Annotated in this window: 16 protein-coding genes; 5 read left to right on the plus strand and 11 right to left on the minus strand. The window is 62.8% G+C overall.

Features of this window, described 5'->3' with window-relative positions:
* Positions 1-26: 26 nt before the first annotated feature.
* The 9 genes from LK540_RS16040 to LK540_RS16080 all read right to left on the minus strand — a co-directional run bounded on the left by LK540_RS16040 (position 27) and on the right by LK540_RS16080 (position 11,008).
* Positions 27-1,040 (minus strand): bifunctional riboflavin kinase/FAD synthetase, encoded by a 1,014-nt coding sequence (locus LK540_RS16040; protein WP_229438306.1) that lies wholly within the window; start codon positions 1,038-1,040, stop codon positions 27-29.
* 482 nt (positions 1,041-1,522) lie between these two features.
* The gene (locus tag LK540_RS16045) at positions 1,523-2,752 is read right to left on the minus strand and encodes a lipopolysaccharide assembly protein LapB (RefSeq protein ID WP_229438307.1); all 1,230 of its coding nucleotides are present in this window, start codon (positions 2,750-2,752) and stop codon (positions 1,523-1,525) included.
* A gap of 69 nt (positions 2,753-2,821) precedes the next feature.
* On the minus strand, positions 2,822-3,253 hold the full coding sequence (locus LK540_RS16050) for a biopolymer transporter ExbD (protein WP_229438308.1): 432 nt from the start codon (positions 3,251-3,253) through the stop codon (positions 2,822-2,824).
* Between the two features lie 70 nt (positions 3,254-3,323).
* On the minus strand, positions 3,324-3,755 hold the full coding sequence (locus tag LK540_RS16055) for a biopolymer transporter ExbD (protein WP_229438309.1): 432 nt from the start codon (positions 3,753-3,755) through the stop codon (positions 3,324-3,326).
* Positions 3,756-3,787: 32 nt separating this feature from the next.
* The gene (locus tag LK540_RS16060) at positions 3,788-4,726 is read right to left on the minus strand and encodes a MotA/TolQ/ExbB proton channel family protein (RefSeq protein ID WP_229438310.1); all 939 of its coding nucleotides are present in this window, start codon (positions 4,724-4,726) and stop codon (positions 3,788-3,790) included.
* Positions 4,727-4,809: 83 nt separating this feature from the next.
* Positions 4,810-5,475, minus strand: a complete 666-nt coding sequence (locus tag LK540_RS16065; RefSeq protein ID WP_229438311.1) for an energy transducer TonB — start codon at positions 5,473-5,475, stop codon at positions 4,810-4,812.
* A 552-nt stretch (positions 5,476-6,027) separates the two neighbouring features.
* Positions 6,028-7,554 carry a SpoVR family protein gene (locus LK540_RS16070; RefSeq protein WP_229438312.1) on the minus strand — a complete coding sequence of 509 codons (1,527 nt, stop codon included), beginning with the start codon at positions 7,552-7,554 and terminating at the stop codon, positions 6,028-6,030.
* A gap of 46 nt (positions 7,555-7,600) precedes the next feature.
* The gene (locus tag LK540_RS16075; protein WP_229438313.1) at positions 7,601-8,872 is read right to left on the minus strand and encodes a YeaH/YhbH family protein; all 1,272 of its coding nucleotides are present in this window, start codon (positions 8,870-8,872) and stop codon (positions 7,601-7,603) included.
* A 213-nt stretch (positions 8,873-9,085) separates the two neighbouring features.
* On the minus strand, positions 9,086-11,008 hold the full coding sequence (locus LK540_RS16080) for a PrkA family serine protein kinase (RefSeq protein WP_229438314.1): 1,923 nt from the start codon (positions 11,006-11,008) through the stop codon (positions 9,086-9,088).
* 576 nt (positions 11,009-11,584) lie between these two features.
* On the opposite strand from LK540_RS16080, the gene LK540_RS16085 reads away from it, so the two are divergent.
* The 5 genes from LK540_RS16085 (at position 11,585) to LK540_RS16105 (ending at position 17,553) form a co-directional block, all read left to right on the plus strand.
* On the plus strand, positions 11,585-12,619 hold the full coding sequence (locus LK540_RS16085) for an adenosine deaminase (protein WP_229438315.1): 1,035 nt from the start codon (positions 11,585-11,587) through the stop codon (positions 12,617-12,619).
* A gap of 48 nt (positions 12,620-12,667) precedes the next feature.
* Positions 12,668-15,178, plus strand: a complete 2,511-nt coding sequence (locus tag LK540_RS16090; protein ID WP_267498816.1) for an ABC transporter permease — start codon at positions 12,668-12,670, stop codon at positions 15,176-15,178.
* Between the two features lie 63 nt (positions 15,179-15,241).
* Positions 15,242-15,631: a group II truncated hemoglobin gene (locus LK540_RS16095; RefSeq protein WP_229438317.1), complete on the plus strand. Its 390-nt coding sequence runs from the start codon at positions 15,242-15,244 to the stop codon at positions 15,629-15,631.
* Complete coding sequence (gene rmuC / locus LK540_RS16100) at positions 15,632-16,963, plus strand: DNA recombination protein RmuC (RefSeq protein ID WP_229438318.1); 1,332 nt, start codon at positions 15,632-15,634, stop codon at positions 16,961-16,963.
* A gap of 38 nt (positions 16,964-17,001) precedes the next feature.
* Positions 17,002-17,553 (plus strand): transposase, encoded by a 552-nt coding sequence (locus tag LK540_RS16105; RefSeq protein WP_229438319.1) that lies wholly within the window; start codon positions 17,002-17,004, stop codon positions 17,551-17,553.
* A 43-nt stretch (positions 17,554-17,596) separates the two neighbouring features.
* On the opposite strand, the gene LK540_RS16110 is transcribed toward LK540_RS16105, so the two are convergent.
* Positions 17,597-18,040 carry a hypothetical protein gene (locus LK540_RS16110; RefSeq protein ID WP_229438320.1) on the minus strand — a complete coding sequence of 148 codons (444 nt, stop codon included), beginning with the start codon at positions 18,038-18,040 and terminating at the stop codon, positions 17,597-17,599.
* Positions 18,037-18,489: a hypothetical protein gene (locus LK540_RS16115; protein ID WP_229438321.1), complete on the minus strand. Its 453-nt coding sequence runs from the start codon at positions 18,487-18,489 to the stop codon at positions 18,037-18,039. The genes LK540_RS16110 and LK540_RS16115 overlap by 4 nt, the downstream gene beginning before the upstream one ends.
* Positions 18,490-18,494: the final 5 nt, after the last annotated feature.

The following is an 18,494-nucleotide window of genomic DNA, read 5'->3' on the forward strand; positions in this document are numbered from 1 at the left end:
GCCGCGCTGGGCGGAGGCCTTGCGCGTCAAATTCGGTCGGTGGCGGTGAGGGCGCCGGCGCGTGCTGTTTCGCTGCCGCCGTTTTGCTGGCCTCCCGCATCGCGGCGGGCGAACCAGGCGCGCGCCTGCTCGGCATCGCGGTCGATGGCGGCAGTGAGGGTCGGCAGGTCGACGTATTTTTCTTCGTCGCGCAGCTTGTGCAGGAATTCCACGCGCACCAGCTTGCCGTAGCAGGACTGGGCGTAGTCGAAGATGTGCACTTCCAGCAGCATGCGGCCGGCGTCCTCGACGGTCGGGCGCACACCCAGGCTGGCGACCGCCGGCAGCGGTGCATCGGTGAGGCCATGCACCTGCACCACGAAGATGCCTTGCAGGGCGGGGCGGTGCATGACGCGCAAATTCAGGGTCGGGAAGCCGAGCGTGCGGCCCAGCTTCGCGCCGTGGATCACGTGGCCCGATATCGAGTAGGGGTGGCCGAGCAGGCCTTGCGTCGCTGCCAGGTCGCCGGCAGCCAGGGTCGCGCGCACCGCCGACGAGGAGATGCGCTGCTCGCCTTCCAGTACCGTGGGCAGGGTTTCGACCTGGAAGCCGTAGCGCTTGCCCGCTTCGATCAGCATGGCGACATTGCCGGCGCGCCTGGCGCCGTAGCAGAAATCGTCGCCGACCATCAGCCATTTCACGTGCAGGCCCTCGACCAGCACGCGCTCGGTGAATTCCTGCGGCGACATGGCTGCAAAGTGCTCGTTGAAGTGCTCGACGATGACGCGGTCGATGCCGCCGTGTTCCAGCGCCTCGAGCTTGTCGCGCAGGTTGGCGATGCGGGCCGGGGCGCGGCTCAGGTCGTTGGCGCGGCGCGCGAAGTACTCGCGCGGGTGCGGCTCGAAGGTCATCACGGCCGCTTCCAGCCCGAGGCTGTCGGCAGCCGCCCGCACGCGCGCGAGCAAGGCCTGGTGTCCGCGGTGGACACCGTCGAAGTTGCCGATCGTGAGGGCGCAGGGTGCGCGCGCCTGGTCATTGGGAAGTCCGCGAAATACCTTCATTGGTTCCAGAGTGCCATGCTCGCCCGTCAATCCGGGGTGAAATACCTGATTATACGGTATCGGCTTGTTGCATAGCGGAAGAGGGCGGGGAGGTGGGATGTGGACGTGCTGTCGCGCTCATCCTTACGGGTTCTCTGCGTTAGCTTAATCGTACGGTGGGCACTCCGTGCCCACGCTGTTACGTGCACGTCCGCTTTGCGTTGGCGGCGAAGTGTCGCTCATGATGCAGAGCGTAGCCCCGATCGTTCTGCCTTGCCGTCCGTTGCATATTTCGCGAGCGTTAAATTGCGATCAACAACTTCCGGATGCGCACGTACCGCGTGGGCACTTTGTGTTTGAGGCCCCCAGTCTCAAACACCCCGCCTTACGTTGGCGTTGACATCTCTGTTGATCGTCGGGGGACGCGTCGTATTCGACTTCGATCCACAAAAAAAACGCCGCCCCGAAGGGCGGCGCTTGCACGCATCAAAGCAGTCGAACAATCAAGCCAGCGGCTTATTGATCGCCATGATCCAGTAGCGTGCCAGGTCGGCGGTGCCGTCCTTGCCTGCCACGGTTTTCAGGGTGTTGATCGCTTGCTGCTTCTTGCCGGCTGCGGCATAGGCTTCGCCCAGGCGCAGCTTGGCTTCGTCAGGGTACTTCAGGCCGCCTGCCTTGATGGCGTTTTCCATCAGTTTCAGGCCCTTGTCGGCCTGGCCCGACTGCACCAGGCTGTAGCCGAGGCCCACCAGGTTGTCGTTGTCCTTGGCCGCCGTGTACTCGGCTTCCAGGGCAGCGATGCCCTTGTTCTGCTCGGCCAGGGTCTTCTCGGCCAGGTCCTTCAGGCGCTGGTGACGGGCTGCGTCGGTGCCGGTGCCCAGGGCGCCGCTCTTGTAGCCCTTGTCGATGATCTTCAGGGCTTCGGCCGGGGCCTTGGCTTGCAGCACGAGCTGGGCCATTTCCATGTACTCGCTCGGCTTCTTGAGCAGGTTGTTGGCCAGCTTCAGGCGGTAGACGTCGACGGCCAGGCGGCCCGAGAAGCCGGGTTTGCCCTGGACGCGGTTCAGCAGGTCGTTCCAATACTGGGCCTTCGGATAGCTGGCGGCCAGCTTCTCGATGGTGTTAACGTAGCCGACCTTGTCGTTCTTTTTCAGCTGGATGTTGGCCAGCATGCCGAGCATGTCTTCGTTCATGCGGCCCGATTTTTCGGCGGCGCGCAGCTCGGATTCCAGGGCGGCGACATTGCCCTGTTTGTAATAGTTCTGCAGCAGGTAGGCGCGCAGTTTCGGATCGTCGCGGTCCTTCAGCTGGCGCTGGATGGCTTCGTTTGCCTTGTTCAGGTCGCCGCCGCGCATGTAGATGCCGATCAGGCCTTCCGAGAACTGGCCGCGTTCGCCCGCCGACAGCTTGCCGGAAGCGATCAGGGCTTCGAAGGATTTGGCGGCGGTGTCATAGTCGCCGGCCGACGAGGCTGCCGAGGCACGGACGCGCTCGATCAGGAAGCTTTCGTTGGCGGTCTTGTTGGACACCTTGTCCGCTTCGCGCAGTTTTGCCAGGGCGTCCTTGTGCTTGCCCTGTTTCATCAGCGCCTGGGCTGCCTGCAGCGGCTTGCCGATCTCGGCGCGCACGGCTTCTGCCGCGTGGGCAGGGGCCAGGCCAATGACGGGAGTTGCTGCGGTGAAGCCGAGGGCGGCCAGTGCGAGGCCGAGGTGTGCGAGACGGAATTTGCTCATGTGTCGAAAATCCTCTTTGGAAATGGACACGGCAGGGAAACCCTGCCGTGTTGGTCAAACCTGGTGCGGTTACTGGAACTGCTCGTTACCGACCATGCCGATCTTGGTGACGCCGAGACGCTGGGCGGTAGCCATGACACCGGCAACAACCTTGTACTCGACCAGCTTGTTCGGACGCAGGTGCACTTCCGGCTGGTTGGGCTGGGCTGCCACTTCATTCATCTTGGCTTCCAGGGTCGCACGATCCGGGATTGCCTGGCCGTCCCAGAGAACGGTACCGTCGAAGTCCACGTCGATCGTGACGACTCGGGGCTCTTCAGTCTGCGGCGGCGGCGTGCCGACCGGCATGTTCAGATTGACCGAGTGGTTTTGCTTCGGAATCGTGATAATCAACATGATAATCAAGACCAACAGAACGTCGATCAAGGGGGTCATGTTCATTTCCATCATCGGTTCCGGATCAGCTCCTTTGGCGGAGCCTGAACCTACGTTCATACCCATGGTGTTTCCTTTTCAAATGTTGGGGAGGCGGGCGCGAACCGGGCCGAAGCCCGGTTCACTGGTTGGCTTGTCAGCCGCCCTTGTCAGGTGGTTCGATAACGAAACCGACCTTTTGCACCCCAGCACGCTGTGCCGTGTAGATGACCCGGCCAATCGATTCGTATCGAGTGGTCTGGTCGCCACGCACCTTCACTGCAGGTTGCGGCACTTTCACCGACTGCTCCGCGAAGAACTTGAACAGCTCGTCCGTATTCGCGATGCGCGACTGGTTCCAGTACATCTCGCCGTCTTTGTTGACGGTGATGTTGATGTCTTCCGGCGCGGTCTTGGTGACCTGGTTGACTTCCGCCGGCAGATTCACTTTTTGCAGCTGCAGGACCACCGGGCTGGTGATCAGGAAGATGATCAGAAGAACCAACATGATGTCGACGAGCGGCGTCGTGTTGATCTCTGACATCACGGCATCATCATCTCCGGAATCGGAGCCGACACTCATTCCCATAATTTATCCAATCTTATTAGACGGACCGGGTATTAGCCGATCTTCTTGGCCGACGCAGCAGCGCGAGCGGCTTCCGAGGTGTTCATCGCGCCCGAGATCAGGACCGAGTGCACGTCGGCGCTGAACGAACGGATGTCTTCCATGGCCGACTTGTTGCGGCGGACCAGCCAGTTGTAGCCCAGAACGGCAGGAACTGCAACGAACAGACCGAAGGCGGTCATGATCAGTGCTTCACCCACAGGACCTGCAACCTTGTCGATCGACGCGTTACCCGACATGCCGATGGCGGTCAGTGCGTTGTAGATGCCCCAGACGGTACCGAACAGACCGATGAACGGCGAGGTCGAACCAACGGTTGCCAGGAACGACAGGCCATCTTGCAGACGCGACTGGACGCGGTCCACTGCGCGCTGGATCTGCATGGTCACCCAGGTCGACAGGTCGATCTGCTCGAGCAGGGCGCCGTCGTGGTGCTGGGTTGCCTTGGTGCCGGTTTCAGCGATGAAGCGGAATGGCGAACCTTCTTTCAGCGCGGCCGAACCGGCAGCGATCGAGTTGGCTTTCCAGAACTTCTGCGACGTTTCTTTCGACTGGCGCATGATCTTCGACTGGTCGATCAGCTTGGTGATGATGATGTACCACGAACCCATCGACATCAGCGACAGGATGATGATGGTGCCCTTGTTGACGAAGTCGCCTTCTTCCCACATGGCGGTGAAGCCGTACGGGTTGTGGACTTCTTCTTTTTCGCCAGCGGCGGCGGCCGGAGCGGCTGCGTCGCCTGCAGGAGCGGCAGCGGCGTCAGCGGCCGGAGCGGCAGCTGCGTCGGTTGCCGGAGCGGTTGCCGCTGGGGCTTCTGCGCCTGCAGCCGGTGCGTCAGCGAAGGCCGGTGCCGAGACCAGGGCCGATGCCGCCGTAACCGAGAACAGGACAGCCGCCAGAACAGCGGACAAACGGGTATTCTTAAACATGCTTCCTCCAGAAATATAAAATAGACAGTTCGCTGATCAGATGACAACGAAAATCATAATGTGAGACGGTGAGCTGTCTCGGTTTATTGGTCCAGCGACCAGACGTACTGAACTGGAGCCCATGCCTGCTGAGGCTGACCGTTGACGACGGCCGGTTTGAAGCGGCACTTGCCGATGGCTGCCTGAGCGGCCCTGTCCAGATCACGCGAACCGCTCGATTTCGTGACCTTGGAGTCCATTGCGCGGCCATCCACACCGATCAGGAACGAAAGCGTCGTCGTACCTTCTTCTTCGTTACGTGCTGCCGACTTCGGATACTCTGGCTTGGCGCAGGTGCTGAAGTCTGCGACTGCCGGGGTGCTGACCGGTGCCGGTGCCGGGCCTGGAGGCGCAGCTGGCGGAGCCGGTGGTGCCGGTGGCGCCAGGTTGGTCGTCGGTGGCGGCGTGTTCGTCGCGGCTACAATGGTGTTTTGCGGCGGCGGCGGTTGCTGCACCTGGACCTCGACCGGCGGGATGAATGGCGGTGGCGGTGCCTTCATTTCCGGCGGTGGCGGTGGCGGCGGGGTTTCCGGTGGCGGAGGCGGCTTCACCTCTTCAATCAGCTTGGTCTCCACTGCCTCCTGCACCTTCGTGATCACTTTCGTACCGAGACCATTAATGATCCCCCAGCCGACCAAGACGTGCAACAGGACCACAATGGTGATACCAGTGAGATTCTTCCCCGGTTCCTTATCATGTGAAAAATTCATGCCTGCTTTCTCCAATACCAACTCTTTTTGTTGCTACTAAACCCACAAAACACGACGAAAAGACAAGGCCGCATCCGGGACATCGGCGAATTATACCTACGAATTCTTTTTTGCACAGGTATTTTTGAGGCCCTGAAACGCACGTAAATGCCTGTAAAAACAAGCAATACAGCTCATCCGGCCGCACTCTCGCTGTGCAAAAAAGCGCACTCAAATACTAGCAAAAATTACAAGAAACCACCTTGTTTCCGTACCAACTGTAGAACATCAGGAAAGACCAGCACCTAGACCGAATTTTGCACGCCGAATTTGCTGCCTAGCAAATATCATATAGTGCAATGCTGAGCTTTTTGCAAACTATAGCCAGTTTCACCAAAGTGGGGCGTGCGTTAGGTAACACAGCAATAGAGTGCACGGGGCATGGGCATGAGTCCCGATGATGTCGATACAACTTATTGATATGGCTCAGTAGAAGAGTTGCAAAAAGGCACGAATTCCTGAGAATTCGTGCCTTCGGACTCGGATTTGGAGGGATGGGAAGGCGGAGTGCGCTCAGCGGCTGCGTTTCTCGCGCCGGCAATCGAGGAAGCTCACCACGTGGCCGGCGGTGTCGACGGTTTCCAGGCGCACGTCGAAACCCCAGAGCCGGGCTACGTGCTTCAGCACCTCCTGGGCCTGGCCGTTCAGGGGGCGGCGCTGGAACTGGGTATGGCGCAGGGTCAGGGCGCGGTCGTCGCGGGTGTTCACCTGCCAGACCTGGATGTTGGGCTCGCGGTTGCCGATATTGTATTGTTCGGCCAGCTGCTGGCGCACGTAGCGGTAGCCGGCTTCGTCATGGATGGCGGAAATGGTTAGCTTGTCGCTGCGGTCGTCGTCGAGCACGGCAAAGAAGTGGAAGTCGCGGATCAGCTTGGGCGACAGGTACTGGGCGATGAAGCTTTCGTCCTTGAAGTTACGCATCGCGAAGTCCAGGGTCTTGCGCCAGTCGCTGCCGGCGATGTCCGGGAACCAGGAGCGGTCTTCATCGGTCGGGTTCTCGCAGATGCGGCGGATATCGCTCATCATCGCGAAACCGAGGGCATAGGGATTGATGCCCGAGTAATACGGGCTGGTTGCCGCCGGCTGGAAGACCACGTTGGTATGGCTTTGCAGGAATTCGAGCATGAAGCCGTCGCCGACAATCCCCTCTTTATATAGTTCCTGCAAAATCGTGTAGTGCCAGAAGGTGGCCCAGCCTTCGTTCATCACCTGGGTCTGGCGCTGCGGATAGAAGTACTGGGAAATCTTGCGCGTGATGCGCACCAGTTCGCGCTGCCAGGGTTCGAGCAGCGGCGCGTACTTCTCGATAAAGTACAGCAGGTTTTCTTCGGGTTCGATCGGGAAGCGCGGCGGCGGGGTGTTCCGTTCCTCTTCCTCGCGCCGCGGCACGGTGCGCCAGAGGGCGTTCACCTGCGATTGCGCATACTCTTCGCGCTCCTTCTGGCGCGCCGCTTCCTGGGCCACGGACAGTTTCGCCGGCCGTTTGTAGCGGTCGACGCCGTAGTTCTGGATCGCATGGCAGGAATCGAGCAGGTCTTCCACCGCGTCGATGCCATAGCGCTGCTCGCATTCGGCAATGTAGTTCTTGGCAAACACCATGTAGTCGACAATCGCCTCGGCGTCGGTCCAGGTACGGAACAGGTAATTGCCCTTGAAGAAGGAGTTGTGGCCATAGGCGGCGTGGGCGATCACCAGCGCCTGCATGGTCAGGCTGTTTTCCTCCATCAGGTAGGCGATGCAGGGATTCGAGTTGATGACGATTTCGTAGGCCAGGCCCATCTGCCCGCGTTTATAGCTTTTTTCGGTCGTGAGGAAATGCTTGCCGAAGGACCAGTGGTTGTACGACACCGGCATGCCGACCGAGGTGTAGGCATCCATCATCTGCTCGGCGGTGATGATCTCGAGCTGGTTCGGGTAGGTGTCGAGGCCGAATTTTTGCGCGACCCGGCGGATTTCTTCGTGCGCCTGCTCGATCAGGTCGAAGGTCCACTCCGACTGTTCGGGCAGGGCCCTGGGGTTGGGGGTACGGTCGTCTGGCATATGCGTGCCTATATATATAGTAGGGCGGGCGGCGAAGGCTCCCCGCCTATTTCGGCTGTTTCTTGAACAACTCCCGGAATACCGGATAAATGTCGGCCGGCGTCACGATCTTCTGCATGGCGAAATTGGGGTGGTGGGCCGCCACCTCGGTATATTGCTCCCACAAGTTCTGGGGCGGGCCGTCGGTGATCTCGACATAGGTGTAGTACTGGACTTTCGGCATGATCCCGTTGCTCAGCAATTGCTTGCACAGCACGGAATCGTTGTCCCAGTTGTCGCCGTCCGAGGCCTGGGCCACGTAGGTGTTCCAGTCGGCGGTGGAATAGCGTTCGCCGATCACCTTTTGCAGCAGGTGCAGGGCCGAGGACACCACGGTGCCGCCGGATTCGCGCGAGTGGAAGAATTCGTCCTCGTCGACCTCGGCCGCGGCCGTGTGGTGGCGGATGAAGACGACGTCGATGCGTTCGTACACGCGCTTCAGGAACAGGTACAGCAGGATGAAGAAGCGCTTGGCCGTGTCCTTGCGGGTTTCGTCCATCGAGCCCGAGACGTCCATGATGCAGAACATCACGGCCTGGGTGCTGGGTTTCGGCACCTTGATGCGGTTGCTGTAGCGCAGGTCGAAGGGGTCGATGAAGGGAATCGCGTTGATGCGCGTGTGGTAGTGGTGGATCTGGCGCCGTAATTCGATCACGCGCGGATCGTCTTCGCTCACTTCCTGCTCGTGCAGCGCCTGCAGTTCTTCCTTGGCGCGCTCGAGCTCGCGCCGGCTCGGTCCGCCCACGGCGATGCGCCGGCCGAGGGCGCCGCGCAGCGAGCGCAGCACGTGGATGTTGGACGGTGTGCCGGACACGTTGTAGCCGGCGCGCTGGGTCTTGAAGTCGATGGTCTGGGTCAATTGCGTCTTGACCATGTTCGGTAGCTCGAGATCCTCGAAGAAGTAGTTCATGAACTCTTCGCGCGAGAGTTCGAAGATGAAATCGTCCTCGACCGTTTGCTCGCTGTTGCCGGCGCGTCCGCGCCCGGAGCCGCCGCCGCCGCTGCGCGGGCGGTTGAACTGGTCGCCTTTCTGGTATTCGGTGTTGCCGGGATTGACGGTTTCCCACACGCCGCCGTGGGCATGGCCGAAATGCGGTTCGTTGACGTCCTTGACCGGGATCGAGACCTTTTCGCCGTTCTCGATATCGGTGATCGAGCGGCCCTTGATGGCGCGCCCGACCGCATCCTTGATTTGCGCCTTGTAGCGGCGCAGGAAGCGTTCGCGGTTGACGGCGGACTTGTTCTTGCCCTGCAAGCGTCGGTCGATGAGGTAAGTCAAAACATGCCTCCTGCTGAAATTCGGGGCGGGCCGGCAGTCGTGTCAACGCCTGCGCGGCACCCCTATCTTAATCCTCCCCGTGCGCATGAGGGGTGCGCACGGCTGGCAGGGTCGTCAAAAATGCGCACACCGGGCCTGGGATGCTGCCCGGCAGCGCCTCGACCTTCCTTCACGAAACAGGCGCCAGAGGCGGGCGCCCGTTCCGTCATGCCATCACGAGGATTTCCGCACGCGCAGATACCATTCGCACAGCAGGCGTACCTGCTTGGCGGTGTAGCCCTTTTCGACCATGCGGTTGACGAAGTCGGCGTGCTTGGTCGCATCCTCGGCGCTGGCCTTGGCATTGAACGAAATAACCGGCAAAAGTTCCTCCGTATTCGAGAACATTTTTTTCTCGATAACAGTGCGGAACTTTTCGTAGCTGGTCCAGGCCGGGTTCTTGCCGCCGTTGGTGGCACGGGCGCGCAGGCCGAAGTTGACGATCTCGTTGCGGAAATCCTTCGGGTTCGAAATGCCCGCCGGCTTTTCGATCTTTTCCAGCTCGGCATTCAGCGATTCGCGATCGAAGCTTTCGCCGGTATCCGGGTCGCGGAATTCCTGGTCCTGGATCCAGAAGTCGGCAAAGGTCACGTAACGGTCGAAGATGTTCTGGCCGTATTCGGAATAGCTTTCCAGGTAAGCGGTCTGGATTTCCTTGCCGATGAAGTCGACGTAGCGCTGGGCCAGGTGTTCCTTGATATACGAGTGGTAGCGCTGTTCCTGCTCCGGCGGGAATTGCTCGCGCTCGATCTGCTGTTCCAGCACGTACAGCAGGTGTACCGGATTGGCCGCGACTTCGGTGTTATCGAAGTTGAAGACCTTCGACAGGATCTTGAATGCAAAGCGCGTCGACAGCCCGTTCATGCCTTCGTCGACGCCGGCATAGTCGACGTATTCGTGCAGGGACTTGGCTTTCGGGTCGGTGTCCTTCAGGTTTTCGCCGTCGTAGACCAGCATCTTCGAGTACACGCTGGAATTTTCCGGGTCCTTCAGGCGCGACAGGATCGCGAACTGCGCCATCATGCGCAGCGTTCCCGGCGCGCAGGGCGCACGCTCGAGCGAGGAATTGCGAATCAGCTTGTCGTAGATCTTGATTTCGTCCGACACGCGCAGGCAATACGGCACCTTCACGATATAGATACGGTCGAGGAAAGCCTCGTTGTTGCGGTTGTTGCGGAAGCTCTTCCACTCGGATTCGTTCGAGTGCGCCAGGATGATGCCCTCGAAGGGAATCGCACCGAAGCCCTCGGTACCCTTGTAGTTGCCTTCCTGGGTCGCGGTCAGCAGCGGGTGCAGCACCTTGATCGGCGCCTTGAACATCTCGACGAATTCCATCAGGCCCTGGTTTGCCAGGCACAGGCCGCCGGAATAGCTGTAGGCGTCGGGATCGTCCTGCGAATAATCCTCGAGCTTGCGGATATCGACCTTGCCCACCAGCGAAGAGATATCCTGGTTGTTTTCGTCGCCCGGTTCGGTTTTCGAAATCGCGACCTGCTTCAGGATCGACGGATAGCGCTTGACGACGCGGAACTTGTTGATGTCGCCGCCGAATTCGTGCAGGCGTTTCACGGCCCAGGGGCTGGGGATCGAGCGCAGGTAGCGGCGCGGGATGCCGTAGTCTTCTTCGAGGATGACGCCGTCTTCTTCTTCGTTAAACAGGCCCAGCGGCGACTCGTTCACGGGCGAACCCTTGATCGCGTAGAAGGGCACCTGTTCCATCAGGTGTTTCAGCTTTTCCGCGATCGAGGACTTGCCGCCGCCAACCGGCCCCAGCAGGTAGAGGATCTGCTTGCGCTCTTCCAGGCCTTGCGCCGCGTGGCGGAAGTAGGAGACGACCTGCTCGATGACTTCCTCCATCCCGTAGAATTCCTTAAAGGCGGGATAGATCTTGATGACCTTGTTGGCGAAGATGCGCGACAGCCGCGGATCGAGCCGGGTATCGACCAGCTGCGGCTCGCCGATCGCCGCGAGCATGCGCTCGGGCGCGCTGGCATAGGTCAGCGGGTCTTTCTTGCACAGGGCAAGGTACTCCGACAGGGAATATTCTTCTTCCCGGGTACGCTCATAACGGGCTGCGTAGTTGTCAAAAATGGTCATGTGCATGTCCTTTAGTTTGCTAACGACGATCACTGTCACGACAGTCGAACCATGCCGACTGCCAAGTCCCGTTTTTTTCTTGGCGTACTTCCTTGTTATGAGCGGGCGCCCCGGGTAGCGACGCGCAAATGGCGGCGGCTCAGGCGAATACTTCTTGTTATGAGCGGCTTGTGACCGGCTTTTCCTTTGTGGAGAGTCTTCTTGTATTGCTGAAATTTATTATGTGCCTATCCGTTCTCGAAGTCAAAGCAGTATCGTGTGCACGACCGTAACAGCAACAAGTCTTTGATTGTGAAGGGAAAACAAGGTTTTTTAGGCAGTATGGAGAAGGGCGAAAAATGGTTCGGGCGAACCCCGCCAGAGGGTTGTCTCGCCCTGTTTTCGCGGTGCAAACTGATGAGTTGTCAAAAGCGTCGAGTCGATAGTGCACGATACCGCCAACAGGTGGCGCACGCATACTGCATACTGTTCCCAGCCCGTTCTTAACCTCACTTAGCGAATGAAAACAGGGCTGCGGCAGCATGCGGTACACTTGCCGGTCGAGCCCTACCATACCGACTTTAGCTGGAGAAAATCATGCTGACCGAGCAACTGCGCACCACCCTACAACAGATGCCGAAAGCGGAGCTCCACATCCACATCGAGGGCTCGCTGGAGCCCGAACTGATCTTTGCGCTGGCGCAAAGGAACGATGTATCTCTGCCTTATCCCTCGGTCGAGGCGTTGCGCCAGGCCTACGCTTTCAGCGACCTGCAATCCTTCCTCGACATTTATTACGCCGGCGCCAGCGTTTTGCTCACCGAGCAGGACTTCCATGACATGACCGCGGCCTACCTGGCCAGGGCCGCCGCCGACAACGTGCGCCACGCCGAGATCTTCTTCGATCCGCAGACCCATACCGCGCGCGGCGTGCCCTTCGAGACCGTCATCAACGGCATCTGGCGCGCCTGCCAGGAGGGCCCGATCAGCGCCACGCTGATCATGTGCTTCCTGCGTCACCTGTCCGAAGAAGACGCGCTGGCTACGCTGGACCAGGCGCTGCCGCACCGCGACAAGTTCATCGGCGTCGGCCTCGATTCCTCGGAAGTCGGCCACCCGCCGGAAAAATTTGCGCGCGTGTTCGAGCGTGCGCGCGGGCTCGGCCTGCGCGCCGTGGCGCATGCGGGCGAGGAGGGGCCGCCGGCCTACATCGAGAGCGCGCTCGACGTGTTGAAGGTCGAGCGCATCGACCACGGCGTGCGCTGCCTGGAAAGCCCCGAACTGGTCGAGCGCCTGGTGCGCGAACGGATGGCGCTGACCGTCTGCCCGCTCTCGAACATCAAGCTGCGCGTGTTCGACGTGATGGCCGCGCACAATTTGCGCACCCTGCTCGACAAGGGCCTGGCCGTGACCATCAACTCCGACGACCCGGCCTATTTCGGCGGCTACCTGAACGAGAACTTCATCGCCGCCTTCGATGCGCTGCCGCTGGACGTCTCGCATGCGCGCCAGCTGGCGCGCAACAGCTTCGCCGCCGCCTTCCTCGACGACGAACAGAAGCGCGCCTTCCTGGCCGAAGTCGACACCTTCTTCGAGCACGCGGCGGCCGACACCGTCGTCAACCCGACTTAACGCAGCGATAACAACAAGGAGCCGCCCGTGCTGATCCAGTCCCTCCGCATGACCGCACGCGACTGGCGCGCGGGCGAACTGCGCTTCCTGCTGGTGGCGCTGATCGTCGCCGTCGCCGCCTTGTCTTCGGTCGGCTTCTTCATCGACCGCATGCGCGCCGGCCTGGCGCGCGACGCCAACCAGTTGCTCGGCGCCGACCTGCTGGTGAATGCCGACCAACAGGTGGCGCCTGCCTGGCGCGCGGAAGCCCAGCGGCGCGGCCTGCTGCTGGCCGACACCGTCACCTTCCCCAGCATGGCGCAAGGCGGGGAGGGCGAGGATTCGCAGGCCCAGCTGGCCTCGATCAAGGCCGTCTCTAGCGGCTATCCGCTGCGCGGCGAGCTGAAAATCACCATCAACCCGGACGACGCGAGCAGCGCCATCGGCCAGCGCACGCGCGAAGTGCCGGCGCCCGGCACGGTCTGGGTCGACGCCAATTTGCTGCCGGCCCTCGGCGTGAAGGTCGGCGACGCGCTGCAGCTGGGCGACAGCCGCTTCACCATCGCCCAGCTGCTTGCGGCCGAACCGGACCGCGGGGCTTCGTTCGCCAATTTCGCGCCGCGCGTGATGCTGAATATCTCCGACCTGCCAGCTACCGGCCTGGTCGACAACTTTGCGCGCGTGACCTACCGCATGCAGGTGGCGGCGCCCTCGAAGAACGACCTGGCGCGCGTGCGCGAGTACGAGACCTGGGTACGGGCGCGCATCAAGGCCGACAACGTGAAAGGCGTGCGCGTCGAGTCGCTCGAAAACGGCCGCCCCGAAATGCAGGCCACGCTGGACCGCGCCGACCGCTTCCTGTCGCTGGTCGGCCTGCTGTCGGCGATGCTGGCGGCAGTGGCCGTGGCAATGGCGGCGCGCCGCTTCATGCAAAGGCACCTGGACGCGTGCGCCATGCTGCGCTGCCTCGGCATGACCCAGAACCAGGTCGGCGCCATGTACCTGATCGAGTTCGCGCTGGTCGGCCTGGCGGGCAGCCTGGTCGGCGTAGCGGTGGGCTTTGCGGCCCACTTCGTGCTGCTGGAACTGATCGGCACCTTGCTGCCGGCCGACTTGCCGCCGGTGTCCCTGCTGCCGGCGCTGCAGGGCATCGCCACCGGCATGCTGCTGCTGGTCGGCTTCGCGCTGCCGCCGGTCCTGCAGCTGCGCAACGTGCCGCACAACCGCGTGATCCGGCGCGAACAGGCCGCGCCCCAGCCCATGGCGCTGGCCACCTATGGCCTGGGCACGGGTGTGTTCGTCGCCCTGCTGCTGTGGCAGGCGGGCGACCCGAAGCTGGCCTTGATCACCGCCGGCGGCTTCCTGGCCGGCTTCGCCTTCTTCGCCCTGGTTGCCTGGCTCGGCCTGCGCCTGTTGCGCCGGTTGCGCGGCGTGTCCAGCAACCAGAGCTGGCGCTTCGCCGTGACCTCGCTGCAGCGCCGCCCCGGCGCCACCGTGGTGCAGGTGGTGTCGCTGGCGCTGGGCCTGATGGCGCTGCTGCTGCTGACCGTGGTGCGCGGCGACCTGGTCGCGGCCTGGCAGCGCTCGACGCCGGAGAATGCGCCGAACCGCTTCATCATCAACGTGCTGCCCGACCAGAAGGAGGATGTCTCCAAGCGCATCGCGGGCGCCGGCGTCGAGCAGCCGGTGCTGTACCCGATGATCCGCGGCCGCCTCACCGCCGTGAACGGCCAGCCGGTCACCTCCAGCACCTACACGAGCGACGATGCGCGCCGCCTGGCGAACCGCGAATTCAATCTGTCGACCATGGCCGATGCGCCGGAGGGCAACGACATCGTCGCCGGCAGCTGGTACCGGGACGCGCCGGGCGTGTCGGAAGCCTCGGTCGAGCAGGGCATCGCGAAAACCCTGGGCCTGAAGCTGGGCGACGTGATGCGCTTCGACATGGCCGGCATCGTGGTCGATGCGAAGATCACCAGCCTGCGCAAGCTCGAATGGGGCTCAATGCGCGCCAACTTCTTCGTCATCATCAACCCGCAGGCGATGGCGAACGCACCGGCCACCTACATGACGGCCTTCCACCTGCCCGAGCGCGGCGCCAACCTGGCCAGCACGCTGGCGCGCGCCTACCCGAACCTGACCGTGATCGACGTCAGCGGCATCATCCGCCAGATCCAGGAAGTGGTGGACCAGGTGGTCACCGCCGTGGAGTTCCTGTTCCTGTTCACGCTGGCCTCGGGCGTGCTGGTGCTGTATGCGGCGCTGATGGGATCGCAGTCCGAGCGCACGCGCGAAGCGGGGCTGTTGCGGGCGCTGGGCGCCACGCGCAAGCAGCTGGCGACGGCGCAGCGCATCGAGTTCGTGCTGGTCGGCGGCCTGGCCGGGCTGCTGGCGGCAACCGGCGCCGCGGCGCTGGGCTGGGGGCTGGCGACTTACCAGTTCAAGTTCGAGTGGGCCTTCGAGCCGGGCGTGTGGCTGGCGGGGATCGCGGTCGGCGCGGCCTGTGCGCTGGTCGGCGGCTGGCTGGGCCTGCGCAGCGTGCTGCGCCAGCCGCCGCTGCAGACGCTGCGGGAAGCGTAACGGAGATGTAAATGACGGCGCCGGCCGTTCCCATCGGGACGGCCGACGCGCTATCATCACGGTATGTCCGAGAACCAAACCCTGTACGAAATCATCGGCGGCGAAAGCCGCTTGCGCGAACTGGTCGACCGCTTCTACGACCTGATGGAACTGGAGCCGGAATTCGCCGGCATCCACGCGCTGCACCCGAAACCGAACGACAGCTCGCGCGAAAAGCTGTTCATGTTCCTGTCCGGCTGGATGGGCGGGCCCGACCTCTTCATCGAACGCTACGGCCACCCGCGCCTGCGCGCACGCCACCTGCCGTTCGGTATCGGCACGAGCGAGCGTGACCAGTGGCTGCGCGCCATGGCCTGGGCGATGGAAGACATCGGCATGGACGATGACTTGCGCATGCGCCTGATGACCTCCTTCTACCAGACCGCCGACTGGATGCGCAACAAGGCCGACTGAATGAGCACCCTTCAATTCGCGGTACTGGTGGTGGCGCTGGCCGCCATCGTCGTCTTGCAGGTGCTGGTCTTGCTGCGCGCACGCTCGAGCGATGGCGCCGGCCAGGGCCAGCAGTTCGAACGCGTCGAGCGCGAGCTGCGCCTGGAGCTGCAGCACAGTGCGCAAGCCACGCGCCAGGAACTGGCCGGCCACATGGCCCAGCACCAGGCGGCCACCGTCCAGCAGCTCGACAGCATGCGCCAGCAGATGCAGCTGCACGCCGCCGGCGGCCGCGAGGAACAGGCGCGCGCCCTGAAGCGCTTCGCCGACACCCTGCAGCAGACCCTGGCCAACCTCACCGAATCGAACGCCCAGCGCATGCTGGAAGTGCGCGCGACCCTGGAAACCAAGATCCGCGACCTGCAGACAGACAACGCCAGGCGGCTCGAGGAAATGCGCCAGACCGTCGACGAAAAGCTGCACACGACGCTGGAAAACCGCCTGACCGAATCCTTCCGCCACGTCTCCGAGCGCCTGGAAAAGGTACACCAAGGCCTGGGCGAAATGCAGCAGCTGGCCATCGGCGTGGGCGACCTGAAGCGGGTGCTGACCAACGTCAAGACGCGCGGCACCTGGGGCGAAGTGCAGCTCGAGATGCTGCTCGAGCAGGTGCTGACCGTCGACCAGTACGCGAAGAACGTCGAGACCGTGCTGGGCTCGAACGCGCGCGTGGAATTCGCGATCAAGCTGCCGGGCGTGGTCGATGGCGGCGCGCCCTTGTGGCTGCCGATCGACGCCAAGTTCCCGAAGGAGCAGTACGAACGCCTGCTCGATGCCCAGGACCGCGCCGACGCCGACGGCGTGGCGCGCCATGGCGCCGAGCTCGAACGCGCGGTGCGGGGCGAAGCGAAAACCATCTGCGACAAGTACGTGTCGCCGCCGCAGACCACCGACTTCGCCATCCTGTTCCTGCCGACTGAAGGCCTGTATGCCGAAGTGATGCGCCGGCCGGGCCTGGCCGACGAATTGCAGCGTTCCCTGCGCGTGACGATTGCCGGCCCGTCGACCCTGACGGCATTGCTGAACAGCCTGCAGATGGGCTTCCGCACGCTGGCGCTGGAAAAGCGCTCGTCGGAAGTGTGGCAGGTGCTGGGCGCGGTGAAGACCGAGTTCGCCAAGTTCGGCGACGTGTTGGCGGCCACCAAGGCGACACTGGAAAAGGCCGCGAAGAACATCGAAAACGCCGAGGTGCGCAGCCGCCAGATGGCGCGCAAGCTGAAATCGGTGGAGGCCCTGCCGAGCGAGGCGGCGCAGCTGATGCTGGGGCCGGACGGCGCGGACCGGGACGACTGAGCGCGCGCCCGTCATAAGGGCCCGACGCATCCTCTGCCATGCGCGCCACCATGCCCCGCCATCGCCGGCTCCCTACGGGCAACACCTGGTTCTTCACGCTGGTGTCGTTCCGGCGCAATCCTGTCCTGTGCCTGCCGCCGATTCGCTCGGCATTGCGCCGCGCCATCGTCGACGTCCGCGGCACGCGCCCCTTCGACATCGACGCATGGGTGCTGATGCCGGATCACCTGCATTGCATCTGGACCCTGCCCGAGGGCGATGCCGACCATGCGGCACGCTGGGCGATGATCAGGAACGCCGTGTCGCGCGTTGCCCTGGTGTCCACGGTATCGACCGGTACGCGCAATCCCTCACGCATCGAACACCGCGATGCGTCGGTCTGGCAGCGGGGCGTCGATGCGCACGAGATCCGCAACGACCGCGAGTTTGCGCGTCACGTGGATTACATCCATTTCAATCCGGTGCGGCATGGACATGCGGCGCGTGCGGCGGATTGGCCGTATTCGACGTTTCACCGGTACCTGAAACAGGGTGTGTATCCGGCCGATTGGAGCGGGACGCCGCAGGTGCAGGCGATGTGGATCGAGTAATGCAGCATGGCGCGGCGCGTCTTGTCCGCGCCTTGTTCGTCCATTATCTGCAGATGCCCGGTGCCGGCGCCGCGTCCGTGACAAGGCGCAGTCCGTATTGTGCCGACGGGTCGTGCCGCATCACCGTGACGAAGCATTGTTCGGCGCGCGCCTCGACGGCGAGGTCATAGGTTTGGCCCGCCTGCGGCATGAACCGTAGCGCCGGCGAGCAGTGGCCCGCCCCTTGTTTGAATTCCGCCGTCAAGTGCACCATGCGGCCTGCCGGCACGCTCGCATAGCCGCGCGCGTCGGGGTGCAGGGCGAACGATGTGCCGGAGACGCAGATGTGTGGCCGGCCGAGGTTCACGAAGCGGACCTGCGCAAGCGCTGCAGATGGCGCCGGCTGGTAATCGGGGGCCGCGCAGGCGCACAGCGTCATCGCGCACAGTGTCATGGCGAACGGTGTCATGGCATACGACAGGCCAGGCAAGCCGTTCCGGCGCTTCACGTCGGGTCCTTGAACACGATCGGTTTCAGGTCGGACAGCCTTCGCGCGGTCGACAGCAAGCCGGGACCGGCTGCCGGGTGCAGCTGGATGTAGACCTCCGCATGCGGGATGCCGAGCAAGGTCGTTGGCCGCACGGTGTCGGCGCGGCGATCCTGCAGCGCGTCCGCCAGGGTCTGATACAGGGCGAAGTAGGGACTGCCTTCGCGCTGGGCGATCTCCGCGCACCGATACAAGGCGTAGTGCTGAACCTGGTACATCAATATCTCGCGATTGCCGACATACCTTACCTTGATCAGTCCGCCCGGCCCTTTTTCCTCATCGTAGCCGCCCCTCGGATTTTTCAATAGCGACGAGGAGCGCCCGTCCTGGTAGGCCGTCGAGCATGCCGTCAGTGTCGCAGCCAATATCGACATCAGCGCCAGGCGGCGGCTTGCCGTGAGATTGTGCATGGGCG

It is taken from the genome of Massilia sp. IC2-278, assembly GCF_020708045.1.
Classification (GTDB): Bacteria; Pseudomonadota; Gammaproteobacteria; order Burkholderiales; family Burkholderiaceae_D; genus Telluria.

Coding starts and splice junctions, on each gene's coding strand:
- LK540_RS16070 (WP_229438312.1), bottom strand. CDS start 7,554: ATGCCAGACGACCGTACCCCCAACCCCAGGGCCCTGCCCGAACAGTCG.
- LK540_RS16090 (WP_267498816.1), top strand. CDS start 12,668: ATGACCGCACGCGACTGGCGCGCGGGCGAACTGCGCTTCCTGCTGGTG.
- LK540_RS16105 (WP_229438319.1), top strand. CDS start 17,002: ATGCGCGCCACCATGCCCCGCCATCGCCGGCTCCCTACGGGCAACACC.
- LK540_RS16045 (WP_229438307.1), bottom strand. CDS start 2,752: ATGAGCAAATTCCGTCTCGCACACCTCGGCCTCGCACTGGCCGCCCTC.
- LK540_RS16115 (WP_229438321.1), bottom strand. CDS start 18,489: ATGCACAATCTCACGGCAAGCCGCCGCCTGGCGCTGATGTCGATATTG.
- LK540_RS16055 (WP_229438309.1), bottom strand. CDS start 3,755: ATGGGAATGAGTGTCGGCTCCGATTCCGGAGATGATGATGCCGTGATG.
- LK540_RS16065 (WP_229438311.1), bottom strand. CDS start 5,475: ATGAATTTTTCACATGATAAGGAACCGGGGAAGAATCTCACTGGTATC.
- LK540_RS16060 (WP_229438310.1), bottom strand. CDS start 4,726: ATGTTTAAGAATACCCGTTTGTCCGCTGTTCTGGCGGCTGTCCTGTTC.
- LK540_RS16080 (WP_229438314.1), bottom strand. CDS start 11,008: ATGACCATTTTTGACAACTACGCAGCCCGTTATGAGCGTACCCGGGAA.
- LK540_RS16040 (WP_229438306.1), bottom strand. CDS start 1,040: ATGAAGGTATTTCGCGGACTTCCCAATGACCAGGCGCGCGCACCCTGC.
- LK540_RS16095 (WP_229438317.1), top strand. CDS start 15,242: ATGTCCGAGAACCAAACCCTGTACGAAATCATCGGCGGCGAAAGCCGC.
- LK540_RS16050 (WP_229438308.1), bottom strand. CDS start 3,253: ATGGGTATGAACGTAGGTTCAGGCTCCGCCAAAGGAGCTGATCCGGAA.
- LK540_RS16085 (WP_229438315.1), top strand. CDS start 11,585: ATGCTGACCGAGCAACTGCGCACCACCCTACAACAGATGCCGAAAGCG.
- rmuC (WP_229438318.1), top strand. CDS start 15,632: ATGAGCACCCTTCAATTCGCGGTACTGGTGGTGGCGCTGGCCGCCATC.